This is a genomic window from Rudaea sp. (genome assembly GCF_036383415.1).
GTDB lineage: Bacteria > Pseudomonadota > Gammaproteobacteria > Xanthomonadales > Rhodanobacteraceae > Rudaea.
Genome location: NZ_DASVOK010000461.1, coordinates 1 through 18,263, shown reverse-complemented (window position 1 = coordinate 18,263; position 18,263 = coordinate 1). Strand labels below are relative to the sequence as shown.

Below are 18,263 nucleotides of genomic sequence, written 5' to 3'. Positions count from 1 at the left end.
TGCAAGCACTTCATGGGGAACGAGCGATCATGAGCGACGAGACGAGCGCGGATTTCATCCGCAAACTGCCCAAGGCCGAGCTGCACCTGCATATCGAAGGCACGCTCGAGCCGGAGCTGACCTTCGAACTGGCGAAAAAGCACGGCGTGACGCTGAAATATCCCAGCGTCGAGGCGCTGCGCGCGGCCTACGATTTCAGCGACTTGCAATCCTTCCTCGACCTCTACTACGCGGGCGCCGACGTGCTGCGCGACGAGGACGATTTCCATGCACTGACCATGGCCTATCTGCGCCGCGCGCATGCCGACGGCGTCGTGCACACGGAGATCTTCTTTGATCCGCAGACACACACCGCTAGGGGCATCGCCTTCGCCACCGTGTTCGACGGCATCCATCGTGCTTTGCGCGACGGCGAGCGCGAATTCGGCATCAGCTGGCGCATGATCCCCAATTTCCTGCGCCACCTCAGCGCCGACGATGCGATGCGCACGCTGGAAGAATTGCTGCCGTACAAGCAGCATTTCGCCGCTGTCGGGCTAGATTCGTCCGAGCGCGGCCATCCACCATCGAAATTTGCGGCCGTGTTCGAGCGCGCGCGTAGGGAAGGCCTGCTCACGGTCGCACACGCGGGCGAGGAAGGTCCGCCCGAATACATCGTCGAGGCGCTCGACCTGCTGAAAGTTTCGCGCATCGACCACGGCGTGCGCTGCGAAGAGGATGCGGCGCTGGTCGAGCGCCTCGTGCGTGAGCAGATACCGCTGACCGTCTGCCCGCTGTCGAACGTGAAACTGTGCGTGTACGAGCGCATCGAGGACCACAATCTCAAGCGCCTGCTCGACCGCGGTCTCAAGGTCATGGTCAACTCGGACGACCCGTCCTACTTCGGCGGCTACGTGCTCGACAACTATCTGGCCGTGCAGCGCGGCCTCAATCTGTCGAAGACCGACGTCGCACAGCTCGCGCGCAACTCGATCGACGCTTCGTTCCTCGATGCGGCCGCGAAGAACCAGTGGCTGGCGAAGATCGACGCACTCGCGGCGTAGCTACTGACAGCCCAGATTGGCGACGTTGCCGAGCCGCTGCCACGTGCGCGCGCCGCTGCCGGCCGGCGAATTCGCGGGCAGGAAAGCCGCTGCCGCATAGCTGAACGTCATCGTGCCGCAGTCGGGGAAGACGAAGCTCATCGTGCCCCATGGCGCGCGCGTCACCGCAGTGAAGTTGCCGGCGAAACCGCCGCCACGCGCGGTCTGCACGGGTACGTCGTCGATGCGCGTGGCGCCGATCGGGAAACTTTTCTGCGCAGCGAGCCAGTACGGCGCGCCGAGCGCATCGAAGGTGAACCAGGTGGCGAACAGCGTGCGCGTCGTACCGTTGCCGTCGTCGAGGATTTCGACAAGCATGCCTTCGCCGCCGTGCGCCGGGTCGTACCAGGCGCCGGTCTGGTAGCCGGAAATCGGCAGCGGCACCGCAGCCGGATAGACCGCCGGATCATAGTCGCCAAGGTCGAATTGCACGGCGCGGCCGGTGTTGTTGTCGACGGTCAGCGTAAACGCGCGGTTGTAGTCGAACGCCGCGCCGCCGATCGGATTTTCGAGCACATAGACGCTGTCGTCGTAGACCGGCGAATTGACGAAGACCTGGGTCGCCGTCGTGTTCGCGTCGCGCGCGAGGCGTATCCAGTCGATGTGCGTGCCTTGCTGCACCCACACGCCCGGAAAGGTCGGATAGAGATCGGTGTTGCCCGACATGCCCGCGACGCGCGTGAGTTGGAACAGGGTCGCCGACTTGCCGCCGCTGCACGGTACACGCGCGATCGTGATGCCCACGGCTTCGGCGTAGTTGCACTCCTGCTGCGCAACCGGATAGCTCGGCGCGGCCGGGTTGACGAAGCAGGCGTTGAAATCGCCGTGCAGGGTCAGCGGCAAACTCATCGCCTTGGGATCCTTCGCGGCCTGCCCGAGCGGCAGGCCGTCGGCAAAGCAGCTCGGCGGATAGGCGCGCGCCGGACCCGCCGCGTGCACGCATGCCGCGGATGCGGACAGGCTGATGCAAGCGAGTGCGAATCGAAACTTCATGCCGCCGCTCCGCCGATGCCGCCCCGGCGTGGAGCGGCATCGTCATGTCGCGCGACTACTGGCAGGCGAGGCTGTTGATGACACCGAGACGCGTCCAGTTGCGCGTTCCGCTGCCCTGCGGGCCGCCCTGCACCGCGCTGGCAGCACCGTTGAAATCGAACTTGATGTGCTGGCAGTCGGAGAACGACACATTGATCGTACCCCATACGTTCGCCTTGACCGCAGGCGATGGCGGTGGCGGCTGCGCGGCAAAGCTGCTGCCAGTCGCGTACAGTACCTGCACGTTGTTCAGCTGCGTGCTGCCGATCGGGAAACTGCCCTGGGCGACGAGCCAGAACGGCAGGCCGAGTTGATCATAGGTATACCAGGTCGCGAACAGCGTGCGCGTCGCGCCATCGCCGTTGTCCAGCACCTGGGTCACGAGGCCTTCGCGGCTGCCGGCGGAGGGGTCGTACCACGCCCCGCTCAGATAACCGTTGATCGCCATCGGTTTGAACGCCGCGGGATAGGTTTGCTGCGTGGGCACATAGTCGGGGACATCGATCGTCACGCGGCCGTTCTGATAACCGTTGTCGAAGCGGATCGTGAAGGCGTGGTTGAAATAGAAGAACCCGAGACTCGGGCTGGCGTAATTTTCGAGCACGTAGGTCGTGCTGTTGATGACAGCTGCGCCGACAGACGCGTCGGCAACCACGGTATTCGGCTCGGTCGCGATGCGCACGTAGTCGGTGAAGTTCGCATTGTCGAACGCGATGCTGCCCTGAGCGATGCGGATGTCGGGGAATTGCGGATACAGCTGGGTGTCGCCCTCGTACTGCGCCTGGCGTTGGATGCGCATCAGGGTCGCGCCGGCGTAGCCGCCGTCCGGGTTGTAGCTCAGCGTGTCGCCGCTGCTGCTGCAGGCGACGCGGAAGATCGTGATCATCACGTTCTCATAAGTGTTCTGGCTGTTCGTTCCCAATGGCACAGTCTTGCTGTAGAGCGTCCCACTCGGCGACACCGGCAGCGGCTGGATCGTGTTCGCGATGGTGGGCAGCGTGTCGGAAAAACAGCTGGCCGGATAGGCGCGATAGCTGCTCGTCGTGAGCACGTTTGGTGTCACCGCCGCCGTGGAAACCGTGGCCGACGTCGCGGTCGCGCGCGGCGCGGCGAGCACGGCGCGGCGTGCCTGTACGCTGCTGAAATCGGCGCGCGGAGCGTCAACCGTGACCGGACCGCGATCGGCGGCGATTACGGGCAATGCAAGCGCACTTGCAAGCAACATGGTGCCGGCAACGATATATTTCGAAGGGACCGACATGACATTCTCCTGCAGGGGGTGCGAATGGCCGGGATTGTAGGCACAACTTCGGCGCGCGGCGGTTAACGCCTCGTGAATACCTTCGCGGCTTGCGATAATGCCGACTGTATCTACAACGAAACATTCCGCACAACGCCTTCCCATGCAGTTAGTTGACATCGGCGCCAACCTCACCCACGAATCCTTCCGCCACGATTTCGACGCGGTGCTCGCACGCGCGCGGGCGCACGGCATCAACCAGCTCGTCGTCACCGGCGCAAGCGCGCAGGGCACGCGCGATGCGCTGGCGCTTGCGCTCGCGCATCCGAGCGTGCTGTACGCGACCGCGGGCGTGCACCCGCACCACGCAAGCGATTTTGATGCGGAAACCGAAGCACTGTTGCGCGAATACCAGGCCAGGCCCGAGGTCGTCGCGGTCGGCGAAACCGGGCTCGATTTCCATCGCAACTTCTCGCCGCGCGAAGCGCAGCTGTTTGCGTTCGAGCGCCAACTGCAATTGGCGATGGAGTGCGGCAAGCCGCTGTTCCTGCATCAGCGCGACGCGCACATGGATTTCCTCGCCTGCATGGACAGCGTGCGCGGCCGCATCGGCCCCGCAGTCGTGCATTGTTTCACCGGCGAAAGGAGCGAACTGTTCGACTACCTCGACCGTGATTTCCACATCGGCATCACCGGCTGGATCTGCGACGAGCGCCGTGGCGCGCATCTGCGCGAACTGGTCAAAAGCATCCCCGCCGATCGCCTCATGCTCGAAACCGACGCGCCGTACCTGCTGCCGCGCACGGTCAAGCCGATGCCCTCGCACCGGCGCAACGAGCCGATGTACCTCGCCCACATCTGCGAAGAGGTCGCGCGCGACCGCGGCGAGGATGTGGCCGTCACCGCTGCAAATTCCACTGCCGCGGCGCGACACTTTTTCAAAATCCCCGAGCGGTCCGATGGTTAGCGCCACCGGACTCACCTTGCTGCCATTCCTTCCTCGCCAGCGGGGCCAGCGCGTCGCTTACTCCATGCCCATGGATTGCATGGGCCGGATTCGCAAACCTGCTCTGGCAGGCTGTTCGCGCAGAACACCTTGTGTGACTCAAACTGCATCCGAACGACTTACGGAGTCCGGCAGCAGAGTGCGCTGACCCTGGCGCTCGATGCGGTCGAGGTTGAGTTGCGCGCGCTGCAAAAAGCGGAGCCTCCTGAACTGTAACCCGTCGTTGGCGTGCTGGCGAATTCCGGTGTTGGATAAGTGACCACGTAGTTCGGATCGCCCGAACAGCCGACTCCAGTCAACGTATGGGAGGACGGACAAGCTGCAGTGGAAGAAGCGATGGCGTTTGCAGCTACCACAAAATCGACCGTGACACGGCGACACTCGAGTGCGGTTGGACTTGCCGCCGAGAAATAACCGAAGTAGTCGAGAACGACATGGGTCGTACCACCACCGGTGAGCATTTCGAACGCATAGTGATTGGAGGCGTTCAATGCCGCGGCGATGACGCCGGAATTCGCCGCCTGCACGCTGGAACCGGACTGATACCAGTTTATCCAACTGGTGTTCAGGCCGCTGCCGGCTGGACGAATGCTCAGGTAACCGGGCGCCGCGCTTGGACCGACGATCGTGACGTTGGCGGCGATTGCCGGCCTGCCGATGTCCGGCAACGTGCAGCCCAGAATGCCGCCATAGGTCGGGCCGCTGAGGAAGGTATCGAATACTCGCACCGTTGTGCCGATGGGACCGCCCACATTGCGCGTATCGATGAAGCGACAGGGCTGCTGCGTGGTGAACACGAGACTGTCGAGGTCTCCCAAGCCTGCCGCAACCGCATCGTTCGCGGAAGCGCGGCCCGCAGCGGAGGTACCGGCGGCGCTCGAATGCGCTTCGGCGGCTTCCGCGTGAGCCTGGTCGAGCGTCTTCGCGGTATCGGCGATACCGCGCAGCGCCGCGCTGGACGTGTTGTAGAGCACGCCGAGCAGGCCGATTCGCCACGAATCGACGGCGCCCTTGGCTTGTGCGTCGGCGCTGACGTTCTGCACGATCCGGTTGGCCAGATCGATGCGCGCTTGCACCTCCGCGAGCTGCGCGTCGTTGAGGCCCGGCGCTGCGCTCGGGTCGGCGGGGACAAGGGTCTTCGGCGCGGAAAAGGCGCTGGCACTGATACACAGACTGGCGGCAACGGCCAGCACGAGGGAAGTACGACGGACTTTCATTGGGCTACTCCTTGAAGGATGGCAAGAGATGCAATAACGGGCGCATGACGTGAGGTTTTTCGGCAATCGGTTTGGTGGTCGGAAAGATGGAGGCATGTCATACCGTGACGCTGCTGCCGTCGAAGCCGCGGAAGTGGAAGCCTTCGAAGGCGTCGGCGTAGAGCGTTCGCAGTTCGGCGAGGAAGTTCAGCGCGATGCGTTCGCCGAGCAGCAGACCCTGCACCGAGTCGCTGCGGTAGTGGATGCCGTTGTGGATGCGGCTCATGCCGATGTTGGCGGCGAGCTTGTTCAATTCGCCCTCGATGGTCAGGGTGGCACCGGAGTACGGCAGCAGTGCACTGCCGTCGGCATTCGCGACGACCGGATTGGCGATGACCGTATCGCCGTTGTAGAACGCCTTGAGAACCGTGACCGTCGAACCCGCCACCACGCTGTGCGCGGAAGGATAGGAAGGATGCGCCGGGCAGCCGCCCTTCCAGGCTTGCGAGAGCAGGTAGGTGCCCTGCTTGCTGAAGGTCTTCTGCAACGCTGCCGAATTGAGCAGGTCGTTCGATACCGGATACACGCCAAACTTGCGCATGACGTTGTGTACGCGCCCGCCATACGCTTCCGGCCGCAGGCGGCGATGCACCTGCCATTTCTGCCAGAACACCGGCTGCAACGCCATGCTGCCGCACTGGCCGATCAGTTGCGGCACGAGCCCGGGACCGAGGTTTTCCCCGGCGTTGTCGTTCGGCGCGAGCGCGGGCAGGAACGGATTGCGCGGCACGCCCAGGCGCAGCAGGTTGAGGAAAGCCTGATGTTCGTGCACGAATGGCGAGCCGAACGGCACGTCGAGTTGCAACACCCGGGTCAGATCGCGCGCCGTGGCGACGTAGCGCGCCGTCGTGCCGGCGGGAGTCGAGCCGCCGGCGCCGCGCTGGAAGGAAAGCCACTCTTCGTACGTCGCGCCGAAATCGACGCCGACCACCGGTGGCTTGAGGACCTGCTCGGACGAATACGGTCCATTGGCGAGCGGCATCCAGAAGAATTGCGACAGCCACGGCCCGTCGAGCACGCCGGGAAAGGCGATGCGGAACAGGTTGTCGGGGCTCGGATTCGCCGGTCCCTGATAGCCGGGTTGCTTGGCAAGATCCGCCGCGGCTTCGCCGAGCAGGCTATTATCGTCGTACTCGATGAACGGCACGTCGCGCGTCAGCGCTCCCCAATAGGCTTCGGCCATGTCCGCGCCGATTTCGGCGCTGGAGAAAGCGGCGGGCGGCGCAATCGTCAGACCCTGCGCATCCGGACCGTAAAGGCTGAAATTGAATCCGGCACGCGAGTTGATCAGCTTGGCGCCGGGCGCGCCCATCGGCACCGCGGCGAGATCGACACTTTTGCCGCTGCGCGCCGCCTTGAGCAGGGCCCGGTAGGCGCCCGCATCGACCTCGCCCAGATCGTTGTGCGGCAAGCCCTTGCTGTAGCAGGCTGCGTAGTTCGGGATCGCGGCTTCGTCGCCGTTCGTGATCTGCTCGAACTCGAAGGCAATTTTCTGCGAACGCGCTGCGGCAAGCCGACGTTGATAGGCTTGCGTGCGACGTCCGGCATCGAGATTGGAAGCCGCCTCGATCGTGTCATCCCCGGCGCTGGCATTCATCGAGATACCGGCGAGGCCGAGACCGGCAATGCCACCGCCAGCCAGTTGCAGGAAGCGACGCTTGCTCGTGTCGCCCGGTTCGTTGTCGCGAATATCGTCTGTTCGGTTCATTTATTGCTCCTCCAGGATTGCCGAGTCGTTTCGACACATCGGGCAATGCCACCCTTTTGCCCGGCCACACGCTGACTCGTTCACGTATGGCTCCGCCGAATCAACGGAAGTCTTCGGCCGCGGCATCAATGCGCCAACGCGAGCACCGATGGCTGCGTCGCCGAGTCGCGCACGAACGCCACGTTCGGTGCACCGCGCATGCAGTAGCGGCGTGCGGTGTGCATCAGGCGCTCGCGTTCGCCGACGATGTGCGCGGCGTTGTTGGTCTCGAGCACGACAGCGACTGCGCTCATGCTCGGCTCGCGCAGATCGCGGCAGTCGAGCACGATCGTGTGATCGTGCACTTGGACGGCATTCAACGCTGTGCTCTGAACCGGTTCCCGGGCTAACGAAACGGTGGCAGCGAGAAGCAAAACGACGACGGCGAAACTTGAACTGGTCATGATGTATTCCTTTGCAAATCTGCGTACTGCGAACGCGGGGAGGTTCCGCCTGGTCCGCATCGATGCTCGATGCGGATTCGTCGAAACCGCGGATGTCAGCGGCTCAACGCGAGTGCGACGACGCCGACAACCGCATTTCGTCCACCGCAACCGATTCGGCATTTGGCACCAGCCGCACAAATCCGGCACCGTGCCGGCAACGTTCCTGAACTTGTCGCATCAGATGCGCTCTTGCGGTCCAGGTGTTCCAGATCTCAGCCGTGTCGATCAGCCGGGCGATCTTTCCCAACGAGGGTGCTTGCATCGTGTGGCAATCGATCACGATGCGATCATTGACGGCATTTGATTTGTCGCCGGCCGGTTCCCCGGCGAACGCGGCGGTAGCGGCGAGAAGCAAAACAACGGGGACGAGGCGTACACTAGACATGGCGGTTCTCCGATGGGGATCGGCGTGCTGCCGACGTGGGGAGATTCCGGTTTAGTCCGCGCCGATGCTTGAGGCTGGCTCGCGGAAATGTGTGAGAAAGTGTTAGGAAATATTTGAGGCGCGTGGCGCAACACGCGTACGGGGTCATCAAGACGTTGATTTCGCAGACTTTGCGAAATTCGGGGTCGGATGCGGGGTAGACATGGCGGACATGAGGGAAATCGGCCCAAGCGCGACGTGGCGGATCTTCGACGCGGTCGAGATCGACACGGCCGGCCGGCGCCTGTTCGTGAACGGCGCCGAGGTGTCATTGGAACCGAAAGCGTTCGATGCGCTGCTGCAGCTCGTCGAGCATGCGGGGCGGGTGTGCACGCGCGAGGAATTGCTTGACGTGGTCTGGGGCCACCGCCACATCACTCCCAGCGTGCTCAGCCGCGTCATCACCCTGCTGCGCCATGCGCTCGGCGAGGACGGCGACGAGCCGCGCTATCTGCATACGGTGCACGGCATCGGCTATCGCTTCGATGCCGAGGTACGCGTCGTATCGCGGCCGCATCTACGGGAAGCGGATCGCAGCACCGAAATCGAAGAATCCTCGCTCGATCTGCGCCAAAGCTTCGGCAATGTGCCTGTCGCCGCGCCAACTCCGTCCGATTCGCACTATGCTGATCGCGCCGTAGCCAATCCGGTGCGGTCACGCAGGCCGGGGTACGCGATGCTCCTGCTTCTGACGCTGTTGGCCGCGCTCGCCTTCGCCGGCTGGAAGCTGTGGCCACGGATACAGTCCGTTGCGCCAGCGGGTACCGCCGCCGCGGGACAGCGCAGCATCGCCGTGCTGCCGCTGGCGATTGCCGGCGGCAGTGAACAGGACCTCTTGTCCGAAGGCCTGGCGGAAAACCTGATTACCACGCTGTCGCAATACGAGGGCCTGAAGGTGATCGGCCGCAGCTCATCGTTCCGCTTCCGCAACGGCAAGGACGACAGCCAGTCCATCGGCGCGAAACTCGGCGTCACTCACCTCATCGAGGGTAGCATGCAGCGCGTCGGCGACGACGTGCGCATCGGCATCCAGTTGATCCGCGCCGTGGACGGCAGCACCGTTTGGACGCAACGCTTCGACCGACCTTACAAGGACTTGTTCGCCCTGCAGGACGAGATCGCGCTGGCCGTCGCCGGCGCCTTGCAGGTCAGGTTGCTGCATGCCATGCCCGGCGCGGTCGAGACCGGTCGCCCGGCCAGCGGCAACCTCGACGCCTACAACGCCTATCTGCGCGGCACCGAAGCCATGACTCGCCAAAACGTCCGCCAAGCCACCGAACGCTTCGCGGAAGCGACGCGAATTGATCCGACCTATGCGCAGGCTTGGTCGTGGCTGGGCTTCAATCGTACCCAGTACACGCGCGGCAGTCTGAGCGGGGAGGCCGCGCGCGCCGCCTACGCGCAGGCGCGTACCGAAATCGATACCGCCCTGCGGCTGCAGCCGAACTTCGGCCAAGCCCACTCCACCTTCGCCAACCTTCTCGCCGCCGCCGATCGCGACTGGAACGGCGCGCTCGCGGAATTCCGCAAGGCCCTGCCGCTGGTGCCGGACAACGATCCTTCGCATGGCGCGGTGAGCCGGCTGCTGGCCACGCTGGGTCGCGTCAGCGAAGCCATCGTCGAGCGCCGCAAATACATCGATGGCGACCCGCTCGCTGGTTTCGCCCGCATCTATCTGTTCCAGCTGCTTGCGAGCCTGGGTCAACTGGACGACGCCGAGGCCAGTTTGCGCAAGGCGGAGGAGCTGGCTACGGAGGATCGCGACTGGCTCGCCAGCGAGCGCTTGCATCTCGCCATCCTGCGCGGTGATGCAGCCGCAGCGCGGGCCGAAGCGGAGTCGAAGGCCCCAAGCCGTTGGCGCGATCGCGATATGGCGTTGGCCCTGCAGATTGGCCATGACCGTGCCGCCGCCGACGCAGCGCTGCAGCATCTGATCGATACCGACGGCCGCAGCAAGGGCGACGCCTATGTCATCGCCCGCATCCATGCGTTGCGCGGAGATGCGGACAAGACCTTCGAATGGCTGCAACGCGATTGGGACCGCGGTGACACTGGCGTGCACTACGCGCTTTTCGATCCCTTGCTGCTGCGCTTCCGCGACGATCCGCGCTTCATCGAATACAGCAGGAAAACCGGATTGCCGCCACCGAGCGCAAGCGACGCTCTCGGCATCGACCGGATACGCGCGGCGAATGCCGTGAAGCGTTGAACCCGGGCCGCGCGGATTTTTCTCCCGGCAGGATCAGCCGGATTTGGACTTGCGCCCGAACAGCCTGCCGGCCGCCGCGAACAACGCGATCGCGCCACCGATGATGACCTTCTTGAACGCGAGCAGCATGGCGAACAGCTTGGCGAACAGTCCGGCCTTGGCCGCGAGCGTGCCGGCGACGAGCGCACCGATGCCGTAGGCGGCGATCTTGTCGGTCGAGGAGTTGAAGTCGGCATAGCGCTGGCCCGAGTCGAATTCGGTCATCGCCAGCACCTTCGGCATTTCCGCCTTGACCGTGTCGAGCTGGCTCATGCCGGCGACCGCGTTGAGACTCAAGTAGCCACCGCGGCCGAGCACGCGGATGTCGTAGTTGAGCGTGTGCTCCTTGCCGTCGCCGAAGGCGAGGTCCTTGGCCCAGTAGAGCTTGTTCGACGCGGCGTCGTAGTGCGGCGGCTCGGCCCAGCCGATCAGGTCGACCGTGGAATAGCCGCGCTGCTTGCGCTCGGCATTCGCCTCGCGCGTCGCCTCCTGCATGTCGTGGAGCATCTTCGTGTAGTCGATCTTGCCGGCTTCGGCGTCGGAGACGTAGCCGTCGTTCGAATAGGTGATGACGACGGCCCACGAGCCCTTTTCCTCGGTCAAAGGCGCCGCGGTCGGCACGAGCATGCCGAGCACATCCGCGTCGGGCGGATTGCCCCAGAGCTGCTCGAGCACGCGCTGCGCGTCGCGCGCATCGAGATAACGGAAACCGTCGTCGAGTTTCAGCGTTGCATTCGCGCGCGCAACCTTGACCGCGCCGGTCTGGAAATGCAGCGAATCGACGAATTGCTGGACCGTCTTCTGCGCCGAAGCCGCATCGTCGGCAACGGCGGATTGACCAGCGAAAAGACAGGCCGCAAGCAGGGCCAGCGTGCGCAACATCATGTTTTTCCCCAAGGCAAGCGTTGCCCTCTTGGCAACGCCGCAAGCATGCCGGGGAGGATTCAGTCGCGCAAGCCGATGCACGCCCAGCGTTGCGGACGTCGGCCCTGCCAAGTGCATGGCAACGCAACGACTGCAGCGCGATCGACATACGGCAGCGACGAACTTCCGTGTCGCTGCCGTTGCGCGCTCACGACCGCGTGCTGGCCAATGCCAGCGAGGCAGGTGCGGTCGAGCCGTCGCGCACGAACGCCACGTATCCTGCACCGCGCAGGCACTCGCGATGCGCGTAGTGCTCGACGACTTCGCGGCCGCGTTCGATCGCGCTCGCATTGTTCGTTTCGAGCACCGCGCCCACGGCGCTGCGCGCAGGCAACTTCTCATGATGGCAGTCAACCACGAGTGTTGCGGCGGCACGCACGGCGATGCCGGACAACGCGGTCTGGTCGGGCTCGGCGCCGGCCGCGAATGCGGACTGCGCAACGGCAAAGCTCAGCGCGGCGACGAGAGTTGTGCGTAGAATGTTCATGGTGTTCTCCGATGGAATCCGGTGCGGGATGCGCCGGTTGGAGACAGCATCGCGAAACGCCTCGTCGCAAGCTTGAGGGCGCGATTGGGAAACCCTTGAGCGCGGCGCGGGAAAGCTTGGGAATGCTTGGGGCGCAGCAAGAATTGTAATAACCGGTTGTTTTTCCCGGATTATTCTTCAATGCCTCTGGGGCGCGACTGACGGGCCGGCGATGCAGGACGAAGTGCGAATGGAACGCTGGATCGGGTTCGATGCGGTCGAGATCGACACGGTCGGGCGCCGCCTGGTCGTGTCCGGCCGCGAGGTGCGGCTGGAACCGAAGGCGTTCGACGTGCTGCTGCTGTTCGCGCGCCACCCGGGCCGCGCATTCACGCGCGACGAGATTCTCGATGCTGTCTGGGGCCATCGCCACGTCACCCCGGGCGTGCTCAACCGCGTCGTCACTCTGCTGCGCCAGGCGCTCGGCGAAAGTGCGGAGCGGCAGCAATACATCCACACGCTGCACGGCGTCGGCTACCGCTTCGATGCGGATGTGCAAGCCGCGCCGCGGAAGCAGGCGGAGGAACAGGACCACGGCGCCGAAGCCGATCCGCCGGTGCTCGATCTGCGCCGGACATTCGGCGGAGTCTCGCCAATGCCGGCGGCGATCGCGAGTGACGGCGAGGTCAACGCGTCCCCCGCGCCTGCGCGAAGCACACGGCGCACTTCATCGCGATACGTTGCCGCCGTGCTGGTCGCACTCGCGCTGGCTGTCGGCCTCGTCGCGTGGCTCATGCACCGCAGCGCCGAGCCGGCGCCATCGACTCGCCCTCCCGCCACACCGACGCTGATCGTGCTGCCGCTGCGCGCGGTCGGTGGCGGCCACGACGAGACCGTGCTGGCCGACGGCCTGTCCGAAGAGCTGATCACGCGGCTCGCTCGCGCCGAGGGCCTGCACGTGATTTCGAGCACGTCTGCTCGGCTGGCACAGGAGCAGCATCTCGACCCGCAGCAGCTCACCCAGCGCGCCGGCACCACGCATGCGCTCGAAGGCAGTCTGCGCGAGGCGGGCGACGCCTTGCGCATCGATCTGCGACTGATCGAGACGCCGTCGGGCCGCACGCTGTGGGCGCAGGACTACGAACGCAAGCTCGCCGACGTGTTCGCGATCCAGCGCGAGATCGCGCAGGCAGTCAGTACCGCGCTCGCGTCGCGTCTGGGCCTGTCCGCGACGCCGGGCGAAGACAGGATCGACCTGGCGCAGTACCGCGAGTTCGTGGAACTGCGCGCCGCACTGGAATCGCCCGAAGTGACGCTCAACGCCGCGCTCAACCGGCCACGCCAGGAAACCGCCCTCACCCGCCTGCGCGAACTGGTCGCGCGCGCACCGGACAAACCGATGGCGCTGGGTTATCTCGCGCGCGTGCTCGCGGGATGGCGCGATCAGCGCACCCTGATGCCGCTTCCCGGCGCGATCGAAGAGGCCGAGCGCGATGCGGCGCATGCGCTCGAGCTCGATCCCGGCAATGCCGATGCGCACGAGGCACGCGGCATCCTCGCCTGTCGGCGCATGGACTGGAACACCTGCCTCGAGGAAGCGAAGCAGGCCGTCGCACGTGCTCCAGCCGACGTCCGCCTGCGCAGCACCTACGCTTACCGGCTCGGTGGGCTCGGCTACGTCGCCGAGGCGCAGCGCGAAGCCGAAGCTGCCGCGCGCGCCGATCCGCTCGTGCCGCCGACGCAGATGATCCTGGCGCGGCTGTACGACACACTGGGCCAGCATGACCAAGCCAGGCGCGTATTCGACGCGGCGTTCAAGCTTGACGCGGCGATGCCGCAGATCGGCATCTACGCCGCCTGGTACAACGCATTCTGGCGCCACGATTACGCCGCGGCCGAAGCGATCGCCGCACGCATTCCCGGGGAACATGGTTATCGCGAGTCGTACCTCGCGGTGTCGCGCACGCGCGGCGACCCGGCGCGCTGGCCCGAAGTGCTGCCACTGATCGATGCATCCGAACGCGAGACCGGTCGCTACAACTTCCTGCGCTGGCAGCAGCCGGGCTTCGACCCGCGCGCGGCATTCGCGCACATCGAAAGCATGCTGCGCGAAGGCTATCCAAGCTATTTCCTCTCGCTCTGGCAGCCCGAGTACGCGCATATGCGGCGCATCCCGGAGTTCCAGGAGTTTCTGCACAGCACGCACATCCTCGACTACTGGCGTGTGCGCGGTTTTCCGCCCCAGTGCCGGCCCGATGGCGACGGCGCGCGCTGCGATTGAGTTGCCCAAGGGGCGGCACGCATGCCGCCCTCCATGCAATTGGATGCCCGTCGCAACAACCCGTGCACGGCGCCGCTTCACCATTGGCACCATCCCTCGCGCCAATGCCGCTCACGCAACGACTGCGTGTTTCCAGCTTCAATTCGGAAAACGCCTTGCGGTTCGACCGACAAGGCGTCTTCCCGCGAATTGTTCTGCCATTGCAATCGTCGGCGAAGCCACTCGTTGCGCCGTGCGTCAAGCGTTCGGCGATACCAGCGGACAGATCAGCACGTTGCCGGTTTCGATCTCGAATGGATTATCGCCATGCGTCAGACCCCCATTGAGCAGTTTGAATTTTCCCTGCGCTTCATACAGATCGACGTCGGCCGCGCTCTTCGCCGGCACAAAATTCGGATCGGTCAACACTGAATCCACGTACTGCAGCACGATGACCTTCCACGGCCCCTTGAATTCGCCGGCCGTCCCGTTCTTGCCCAGACCAGGCGCGCCGGTGACCACGTGATCGTGAAACACGAACGGTGGCGGCAGCCCAGGGTGAAAACAGGGATTGCATTGCGGTGTGTAGCCCGACGCGAACACAGGGGCCCCGCCGCCCGCGGGAATTGGATACGACAGAAGATACAACTCCTGCGAATGCGCATACAGATTCGGCTGAGTATCCATGGCACCGACGATCATGTGCGGCCCGATCATGTAATAGGTCTGGCCGTCCGCATAGGTCGGATCGATTTCGGGCTTGGCCGCGCGCGCGATACCGGCCGTGGCAAACACGCCCAGTACCAGGATCAGCCCCAGTACGGCGCGAATTGCCCGTCCGAAGCCGAAGTTCCGAGCTGAAAGAATGCCGTACTGACGCACGACGGAAGCTCTGGGTTTGGTCTTTAACATGGCGTAATCCTCATGATGTTGGCTGGATTGGCTACAGGCGTGGCAAAACCGTCTGTGGCCGTCATCGCCCGATGACAGTTTCATACATACGGCTTTGGGCGGTGGTGATTACAGGAAAGCCAAACTTGCCGGTTCCCCGGCATAGACGGCAGCGGCGATCGCCGGAATTGCTGCAGAATTCTTCACTGTGGCCGAACGCGTTCAAGGCGATCGAGGAATCCGAGCGTCGCACCGGCCATTTCAACGTGACCAGCTTGCACGGCCCTCGCTACGACCCGGTCGCTGCGTTCGCAGCCATTCGACGATGCTGCAGAGCGGATATCCGAGCTTTTCCTGCTGGTCTGGCAGCCGGAATGCGCCATGCTACGCCGCACGCCGGCTTCCAGGATTACCTCAGTCGCACGAACATCCTCGAGTACCGGCGCGCACGCGGTTTTCCGCCGCAGTGCCGGCCCGATGGCGACGGCGCGCGCTGCGATTGAACCGAGCCGGGAACAGCGGCGCTTCTATGCGCTGTCATCGCAATGATGGTCGCCGCGAATCCGTCACCGCGGCGATGCGGGATCAGCGCTCTATCTCGACCTTGACCGCGGCAACCTGTTGCGGCGCGCCGACCGACGGCACCTGCTCGTCCGGCACCGGCACGAAGCGCACGCCGACGTAACCGTCTGCGCAATAGCTCAGTGCGATCTGGTAGAGATGCTCGCGCGTCACCTGCCCGGCCCAGTAACGGCTGCGTTCGAGCATGTGCGCGATCTGCGCGCGACGCGGCGCCTGATCCTGCGGGCAGCGCAGTTCGAGCTTGCCGCCCGGATCGATCTCGTGCGCTTCGGCGCCGATCGCAGCGCAGGCAAATGCAACAGCGATGAGGAACGACTTGGCGTTCATAGGAATTCTCCTTGCGGTCTTACGGTTGAACCTGGGCCAACGCCGGCGGTACCGAATCTTCGTCGCGGACGAAGGCGACGAAGGCGGCGCCGCGCATGCACGCGCGTTGCGCGATGTGCAGCGCACGCTCGCGCTCGGCCTGGATCAGGGTGATGTTGTTCGAGTCGATCAGATCGGCGACCGCCCGGTGGCTGGGCAAGCGCACATGGGAGCAATCGACGACGACGCGTGCACCGCCGACCGTGACTGGATCGAGTGCGACGTCGGTACGCGGATCGGCTGCGCCGGCGTTCGCGGCGACGAACGCAACTGCAAGGGCCAGTGTGAAAGTGTTCATTGCCGCATCTCCTGAAAGTCGGGCGACGAAACGTCACCGTTCACTCAGGAATGCGGCAAATGCCGTTGGCGATTACTTAAGCGGCATGACGCCTGTCGTAACGGTTCTACGAGCGCAGGCCGACTCCGCGGCTCAGCAGGCTCATGCAGTACGTCGCCAGCACGACGACGAACGCGAGCATGATCAGGTAGGCCCAGGTCAGGTCGATGTCGCTGATCCCGAGCAGGCCGTAGCGGAACGCGTTGACCATGTACAGGATCGGATTGAGATGCGAGATCTCCTTCCACGGTGACGGCAGCTGGGCGACGTTGTAGAACACGCCGCCGAGGTAGGTCAGCGGCGTGAGCACGAAGGTCGGGATGATCGCGATGTCGTCGAACTTGCGCGCGTAGATCGCATTGACGAAGCCGAGCAGGGCGAAGATCACCGCGGCGAGCAGGAACGTGCTCAGCGTCACCAGCGGGTGATACAAGTGGATTTTGGTGAAGAACAGGCTGATCGCGAGCACGATGAGCCCGACCATGAGCCCGCGCAGCACGGCACCCGAAACGTAGCCGGCGAGGATCGCCCAGCTCGGCATCGGCGAGACCAGCATTTCCTCGACGAAGCGCTGGAATTTCGCGCCGAAGAACGAACTGGTGATGTTGCCGTAGGCATTCTGGATCACCGCCATCATGATCAGGCCCGGCGCGATGTATTCGACGTAGGAAATGCCGGCGCCGGCACTGTCGGTGGCGATCGTGCCGATGCGGCTGCCGATCAGGTTGCCGAAGATGATGAAGTACAGCGTCATCGTCACCGCCGGCGGCAGCAGCGTCTGCGCCCAGATGCGCAGGATGCGCACGATTTCGCGGCGCGCGATCGTGCCGAGCGCGATGAGGTTACGTTGCAGGTTCATGCGGCTGCTTCCTTCGCGCCGAGGTTGCCTTCGACCAGACGCACGAACAGCTCTTCGAGGCGGTTGGCCTTGTTGCGCATCGATCTGACCGTGATCCCGCGCGCGGACAGCGCGGCGAACAACGAGTTGAGATCGTGCGCACGCGACATCTCGGCCTCGATCGTGTGGTCGTCGACGCGGGCGAGGCGCACGTCGGCAAGCTGCGGCAGTTCGCCGTTGGCGTCGGCCACGTCGAAGACGAAGGTCTCGACGTCGAGCTTGGCCAGCAGCTTCCGCATCGAAGTGTTCTCGATCACCTGGCCGCGATCGATGATCGTGATGTTGCGGCAGAGCTGCTCGGCTTCCTCTAGATAGTGCGTGGTCAGGATCACCGTCGTGCCGGCGGCATTGATGCCTTCGATGAACTTCCACATCGAGCGGCGGATCTCGATGTCGACGCCCGCGGTCGGCTCGTCGAGGATCAGCAGTCTCGGCCGGTGCATCAGCGCGCGCGCGAGGATCAGCCGCCGCTTCATGCCGCCCGACAGCGTGCGCGTGACCGCGTTCGCCTTGTCCCAGAGCGCGAGTTCCTTGAGGTATTTCTCCGCGCGCTCGCGCGCCACGCCGCGCTCGATGCCGTAGAACCCCGCCTGGTTGATGCAGATGTCGAGCGGCGTCTCGAACAGGTTGAAATTGATCTCCTGCGGCACGAGGCCGATCATCTGCATCGCCCGGCTGCGATCGGTGCGCACCGAGTGGCCGAACACGCGCACGTCGCCCGAACTCGGATTGACGAGCGAGGAAATGATGCCGATCAGGGTCGATTTGCCGGCGCCGTTCGGCCCGAGCAGAGCGTAGAAATCGCCCGCCTGGACGGTGAGGGAGATGCCCTTGAGGGCTTCGACACCGGTGGCGTAGGTCTTGCGCAGATCGGCGACTTCGAGCGCCGGAACGGATGCTGGAGCGTTGCTCATGGCTGCTTTGACGAGGCTAAGCGCGTAGTATAGCGGCCTTTGATTTTTACGATTCCGGTTTTTTCAAGTGGCCGAACACTTTTCCCTGCGTCTTGCCGACAGCCGCATGCTCGCCCCGAGCGTGCGCCATCTCGCCTTCGAACG

The 18,263-nt window shown here is 64.4% G+C and carries 17 protein-coding genes and 1 pseudogene; 5 read left to right on the top strand and 13 right to left on the bottom strand.

Going from position 1 to position 18,263, the window contains the following annotated elements:
- Positions 1–29: 29 nt before the first annotated feature.
- Complete coding sequence (locus tag VF497_RS16730; RefSeq protein WP_330890824.1) at positions 30–1,043, top strand: adenosine deaminase; 1,014 nt, start codon at positions 30–32, stop codon at positions 1,041–1,043.
- On the opposite strand, the gene VF497_RS16725 is transcribed toward VF497_RS16730, so the two are convergent.
- Positions 1,044–2,075, bottom strand: a complete 1,032-nt coding sequence (locus VF497_RS16725; RefSeq protein ID WP_330890821.1) for a hypothetical protein — start codon at positions 2,073–2,075, stop codon at positions 1,044–1,046.
- A 55-nt stretch (positions 2,076–2,130) separates the two neighbouring features.
- Positions 2,131–3,375, bottom strand: a complete 1,245-nt coding sequence (locus VF497_RS16720) for a hypothetical protein (protein WP_330890819.1) — start codon at positions 3,373–3,375, stop codon at positions 2,131–2,133.
- A 142-nt stretch (positions 3,376–3,517) separates the two neighbouring features.
- Here VF497_RS16720 and VF497_RS16715 point away from each other — a divergent pair, with 142 nt between their 5' ends.
- Positions 3,518–4,321 (top strand): TatD family hydrolase, encoded by an 804-nt coding sequence (locus tag VF497_RS16715; protein WP_330890817.1) that lies wholly within the window; start codon positions 3,518–3,520, stop codon positions 4,319–4,321.
- Positions 4,322–4,479: 158 nt separating this feature from the next.
- Here VF497_RS16715 and VF497_RS16710 read toward each other — a convergent pair whose 3' ends face one another.
- From VF497_RS16710 to VF497_RS16695, 4 genes are all read right to left on the bottom strand, one after another.
- Positions 4,480–5,643 (bottom strand): hypothetical protein, encoded by a 1,164-nt coding sequence (locus tag VF497_RS16710; RefSeq protein ID WP_330890815.1) that lies wholly within the window; start codon positions 5,641–5,643, stop codon positions 4,480–4,482.
- Positions 5,644–5,674: 31 nt separating this feature from the next.
- Entirely contained in the window at positions 5,675–7,324 is a 1,650-nt protein-coding gene (locus VF497_RS16705; RefSeq protein WP_330890813.1) for a vanadium-dependent haloperoxidase, read from the bottom strand.
- A 125-nt stretch (positions 7,325–7,449) separates the two neighbouring features.
- Positions 7,450–7,683, bottom strand: coding sequence for a hypothetical protein (locus VF497_RS16700; RefSeq protein ID WP_330890811.1), 234 nt, complete (start codon positions 7,681–7,683; stop codon positions 7,450–7,452).
- Positions 7,684–7,870: 187 nt separating this feature from the next.
- On the bottom strand, positions 7,871–8,194 hold the full coding sequence (locus VF497_RS16695; protein ID WP_330890809.1) for a hypothetical protein: 324 nt from the start codon (positions 8,192–8,194) through the stop codon (positions 7,871–7,873).
- Between the two features lie 202 nt (positions 8,195–8,396).
- Here VF497_RS16695 and VF497_RS18565 point away from each other — a divergent pair.
- Both VF497_RS18565 and VF497_RS16685 read left to right on the top strand, forming a co-directional pair.
- Positions 8,397–8,657, top strand: a pseudogene (locus VF497_RS18565) (winged helix-turn-helix domain-containing protein); the annotation flags it as partial.
- 36 nt (positions 8,658–8,693) lie between these two features.
- Positions 8,694–10,442: a hypothetical protein gene (locus tag VF497_RS16685; protein WP_330890805.1), complete on the top strand. Its 1,749-nt coding sequence runs from the start codon at positions 8,694–8,696 to the stop codon at positions 10,440–10,442.
- Positions 10,443–10,475: 33 nt separating this feature from the next.
- Here VF497_RS16685 and VF497_RS16680 read toward each other — a convergent pair whose 3' ends face one another.
- Together VF497_RS16680 and VF497_RS16675 are read right to left on the bottom strand one after the other, a co-directional pair.
- Positions 10,476–11,366, bottom strand: coding sequence for a DUF2167 domain-containing protein (locus VF497_RS16680; RefSeq protein ID WP_330890803.1), 891 nt, complete (start codon positions 11,364–11,366; stop codon positions 10,476–10,478).
- A gap of 187 nt (positions 11,367–11,553) precedes the next feature.
- Positions 11,554–11,892: a hypothetical protein gene (locus VF497_RS16675; RefSeq protein WP_330890801.1), complete on the bottom strand. Its 339-nt coding sequence runs from the start codon at positions 11,890–11,892 to the stop codon at positions 11,554–11,556.
- A gap of 229 nt (positions 11,893–12,121) precedes the next feature.
- Between VF497_RS16675 and VF497_RS16670 the strand changes: the two genes are divergently transcribed.
- Entirely contained in the window at positions 12,122–14,152 is a 2,031-nt protein-coding gene (locus VF497_RS16670) for a winged helix-turn-helix domain-containing protein (protein ID WP_330890800.1), read from the top strand.
- 237 nt (positions 14,153–14,389) lie between these two features.
- On the opposite strand, the gene VF497_RS16665 is transcribed toward VF497_RS16670, so the two are convergent.
- From VF497_RS16665 to VF497_RS16645, 5 genes are all read right to left on the bottom strand, one after another.
- A complete protein-coding gene (locus tag VF497_RS16665) occupies positions 14,390–15,043 on the bottom strand; it encodes a hypothetical protein (RefSeq protein ID WP_330890798.1) in 654 nt (217 codons plus the stop codon).
- 564 nt (positions 15,044–15,607) lie between these two features.
- A complete protein-coding gene (locus VF497_RS16660; protein WP_330890796.1) occupies positions 15,608–15,931 on the bottom strand; it encodes a hypothetical protein in 324 nt (107 codons plus the stop codon).
- A gap of 19 nt (positions 15,932–15,950) precedes the next feature.
- Positions 15,951–16,268, bottom strand: coding sequence for a hypothetical protein (locus tag VF497_RS16655; protein ID WP_330890794.1), 318 nt, complete (start codon positions 16,266–16,268; stop codon positions 15,951–15,953).
- A gap of 106 nt (positions 16,269–16,374) precedes the next feature.
- Complete coding sequence (locus VF497_RS16650) at positions 16,375–17,166, bottom strand: ABC transporter permease (RefSeq protein WP_330890792.1); 792 nt, start codon at positions 17,164–17,166, stop codon at positions 16,375–16,377.
- Entirely contained in the window at positions 17,163–18,119 is a 957-nt protein-coding gene (locus VF497_RS16645; RefSeq protein WP_330890790.1) for an ABC transporter ATP-binding protein, read from the bottom strand. Before VF497_RS16645 ends, VF497_RS16650 begins: the two co-directional genes overlap by 4 nt.
- Positions 18,120–18,263: the final 144 nt, after the last annotated feature.

Excerpts from the sequence above, each read along its gene's own strand:
- VF497_RS16650 (WP_330890792.1), bottom strand. The coding sequence starts at position 17,166 with ATGAACCTGCAACGTAACCTCATCGCGCTCGGCACGATCGCGCGCCGC.
- VF497_RS16680 (WP_330890803.1), bottom strand. The coding sequence starts at position 11,366 with ATGATGTTGCGCACGCTGGCCCTGCTTGCGGCCTGTCTTTTCGCTGGT.
- VF497_RS16705 (WP_330890813.1), bottom strand. The coding sequence starts at position 7,324 with ATGAACCGAACAGACGATATTCGCGACAACGAACCGGGCGACACGAGC.
- VF497_RS16730 (WP_330890824.1), top strand. The coding sequence starts at position 30 with ATGAGCGACGAGACGAGCGCGGATTTCATCCGCAAACTGCCCAAGGCC.
- VF497_RS16655 (WP_330890794.1), bottom strand. The coding sequence starts at position 16,268 with ATGAACACTTTCACACTGGCCCTTGCAGTTGCGTTCGTCGCCGCGAAC.
- VF497_RS16645 (WP_330890790.1), bottom strand. The coding sequence starts at position 18,119 with ATGAGCAACGCTCCAGCATCCGTTCCGGCGCTCGAAGTCGCCGATCTG.
- VF497_RS16670 (WP_330890800.1), top strand. The coding sequence starts at position 12,122 with ATGGAACGCTGGATCGGGTTCGATGCGGTCGAGATCGACACGGTCGGG.
- VF497_RS16715 (WP_330890817.1), top strand. The coding sequence starts at position 3,518 with ATGCAGTTAGTTGACATCGGCGCCAACCTCACCCACGAATCCTTCCGC.
- VF497_RS16665 (WP_330890798.1), bottom strand. The coding sequence starts at position 15,043 with ATGTTAAAGACCAAACCCAGAGCTTCCGTCGTGCGTCAGTACGGCATT.
- VF497_RS16695 (WP_330890809.1), bottom strand. The coding sequence starts at position 8,194 with ATGTCTAGTGTACGCCTCGTCCCCGTTGTTTTGCTTCTCGCCGCTACC.
- VF497_RS16675 (WP_330890801.1), bottom strand. The coding sequence starts at position 11,892 with ATGAACATTCTACGCACAACTCTCGTCGCCGCGCTGAGCTTTGCCGTT.
- VF497_RS16660 (WP_330890796.1), bottom strand. The coding sequence starts at position 15,931 with ATGAACGCCAAGTCGTTCCTCATCGCTGTTGCATTTGCCTGCGCTGCG.
- VF497_RS16720 (WP_330890819.1), bottom strand. The coding sequence starts at position 3,375 with ATGTCGGTCCCTTCGAAATATATCGTTGCCGGCACCATGTTGCTTGCA.
- VF497_RS16725 (WP_330890821.1), bottom strand. The coding sequence starts at position 2,075 with ATGAAGTTTCGATTCGCACTCGCTTGCATCAGCCTGTCCGCATCCGCG.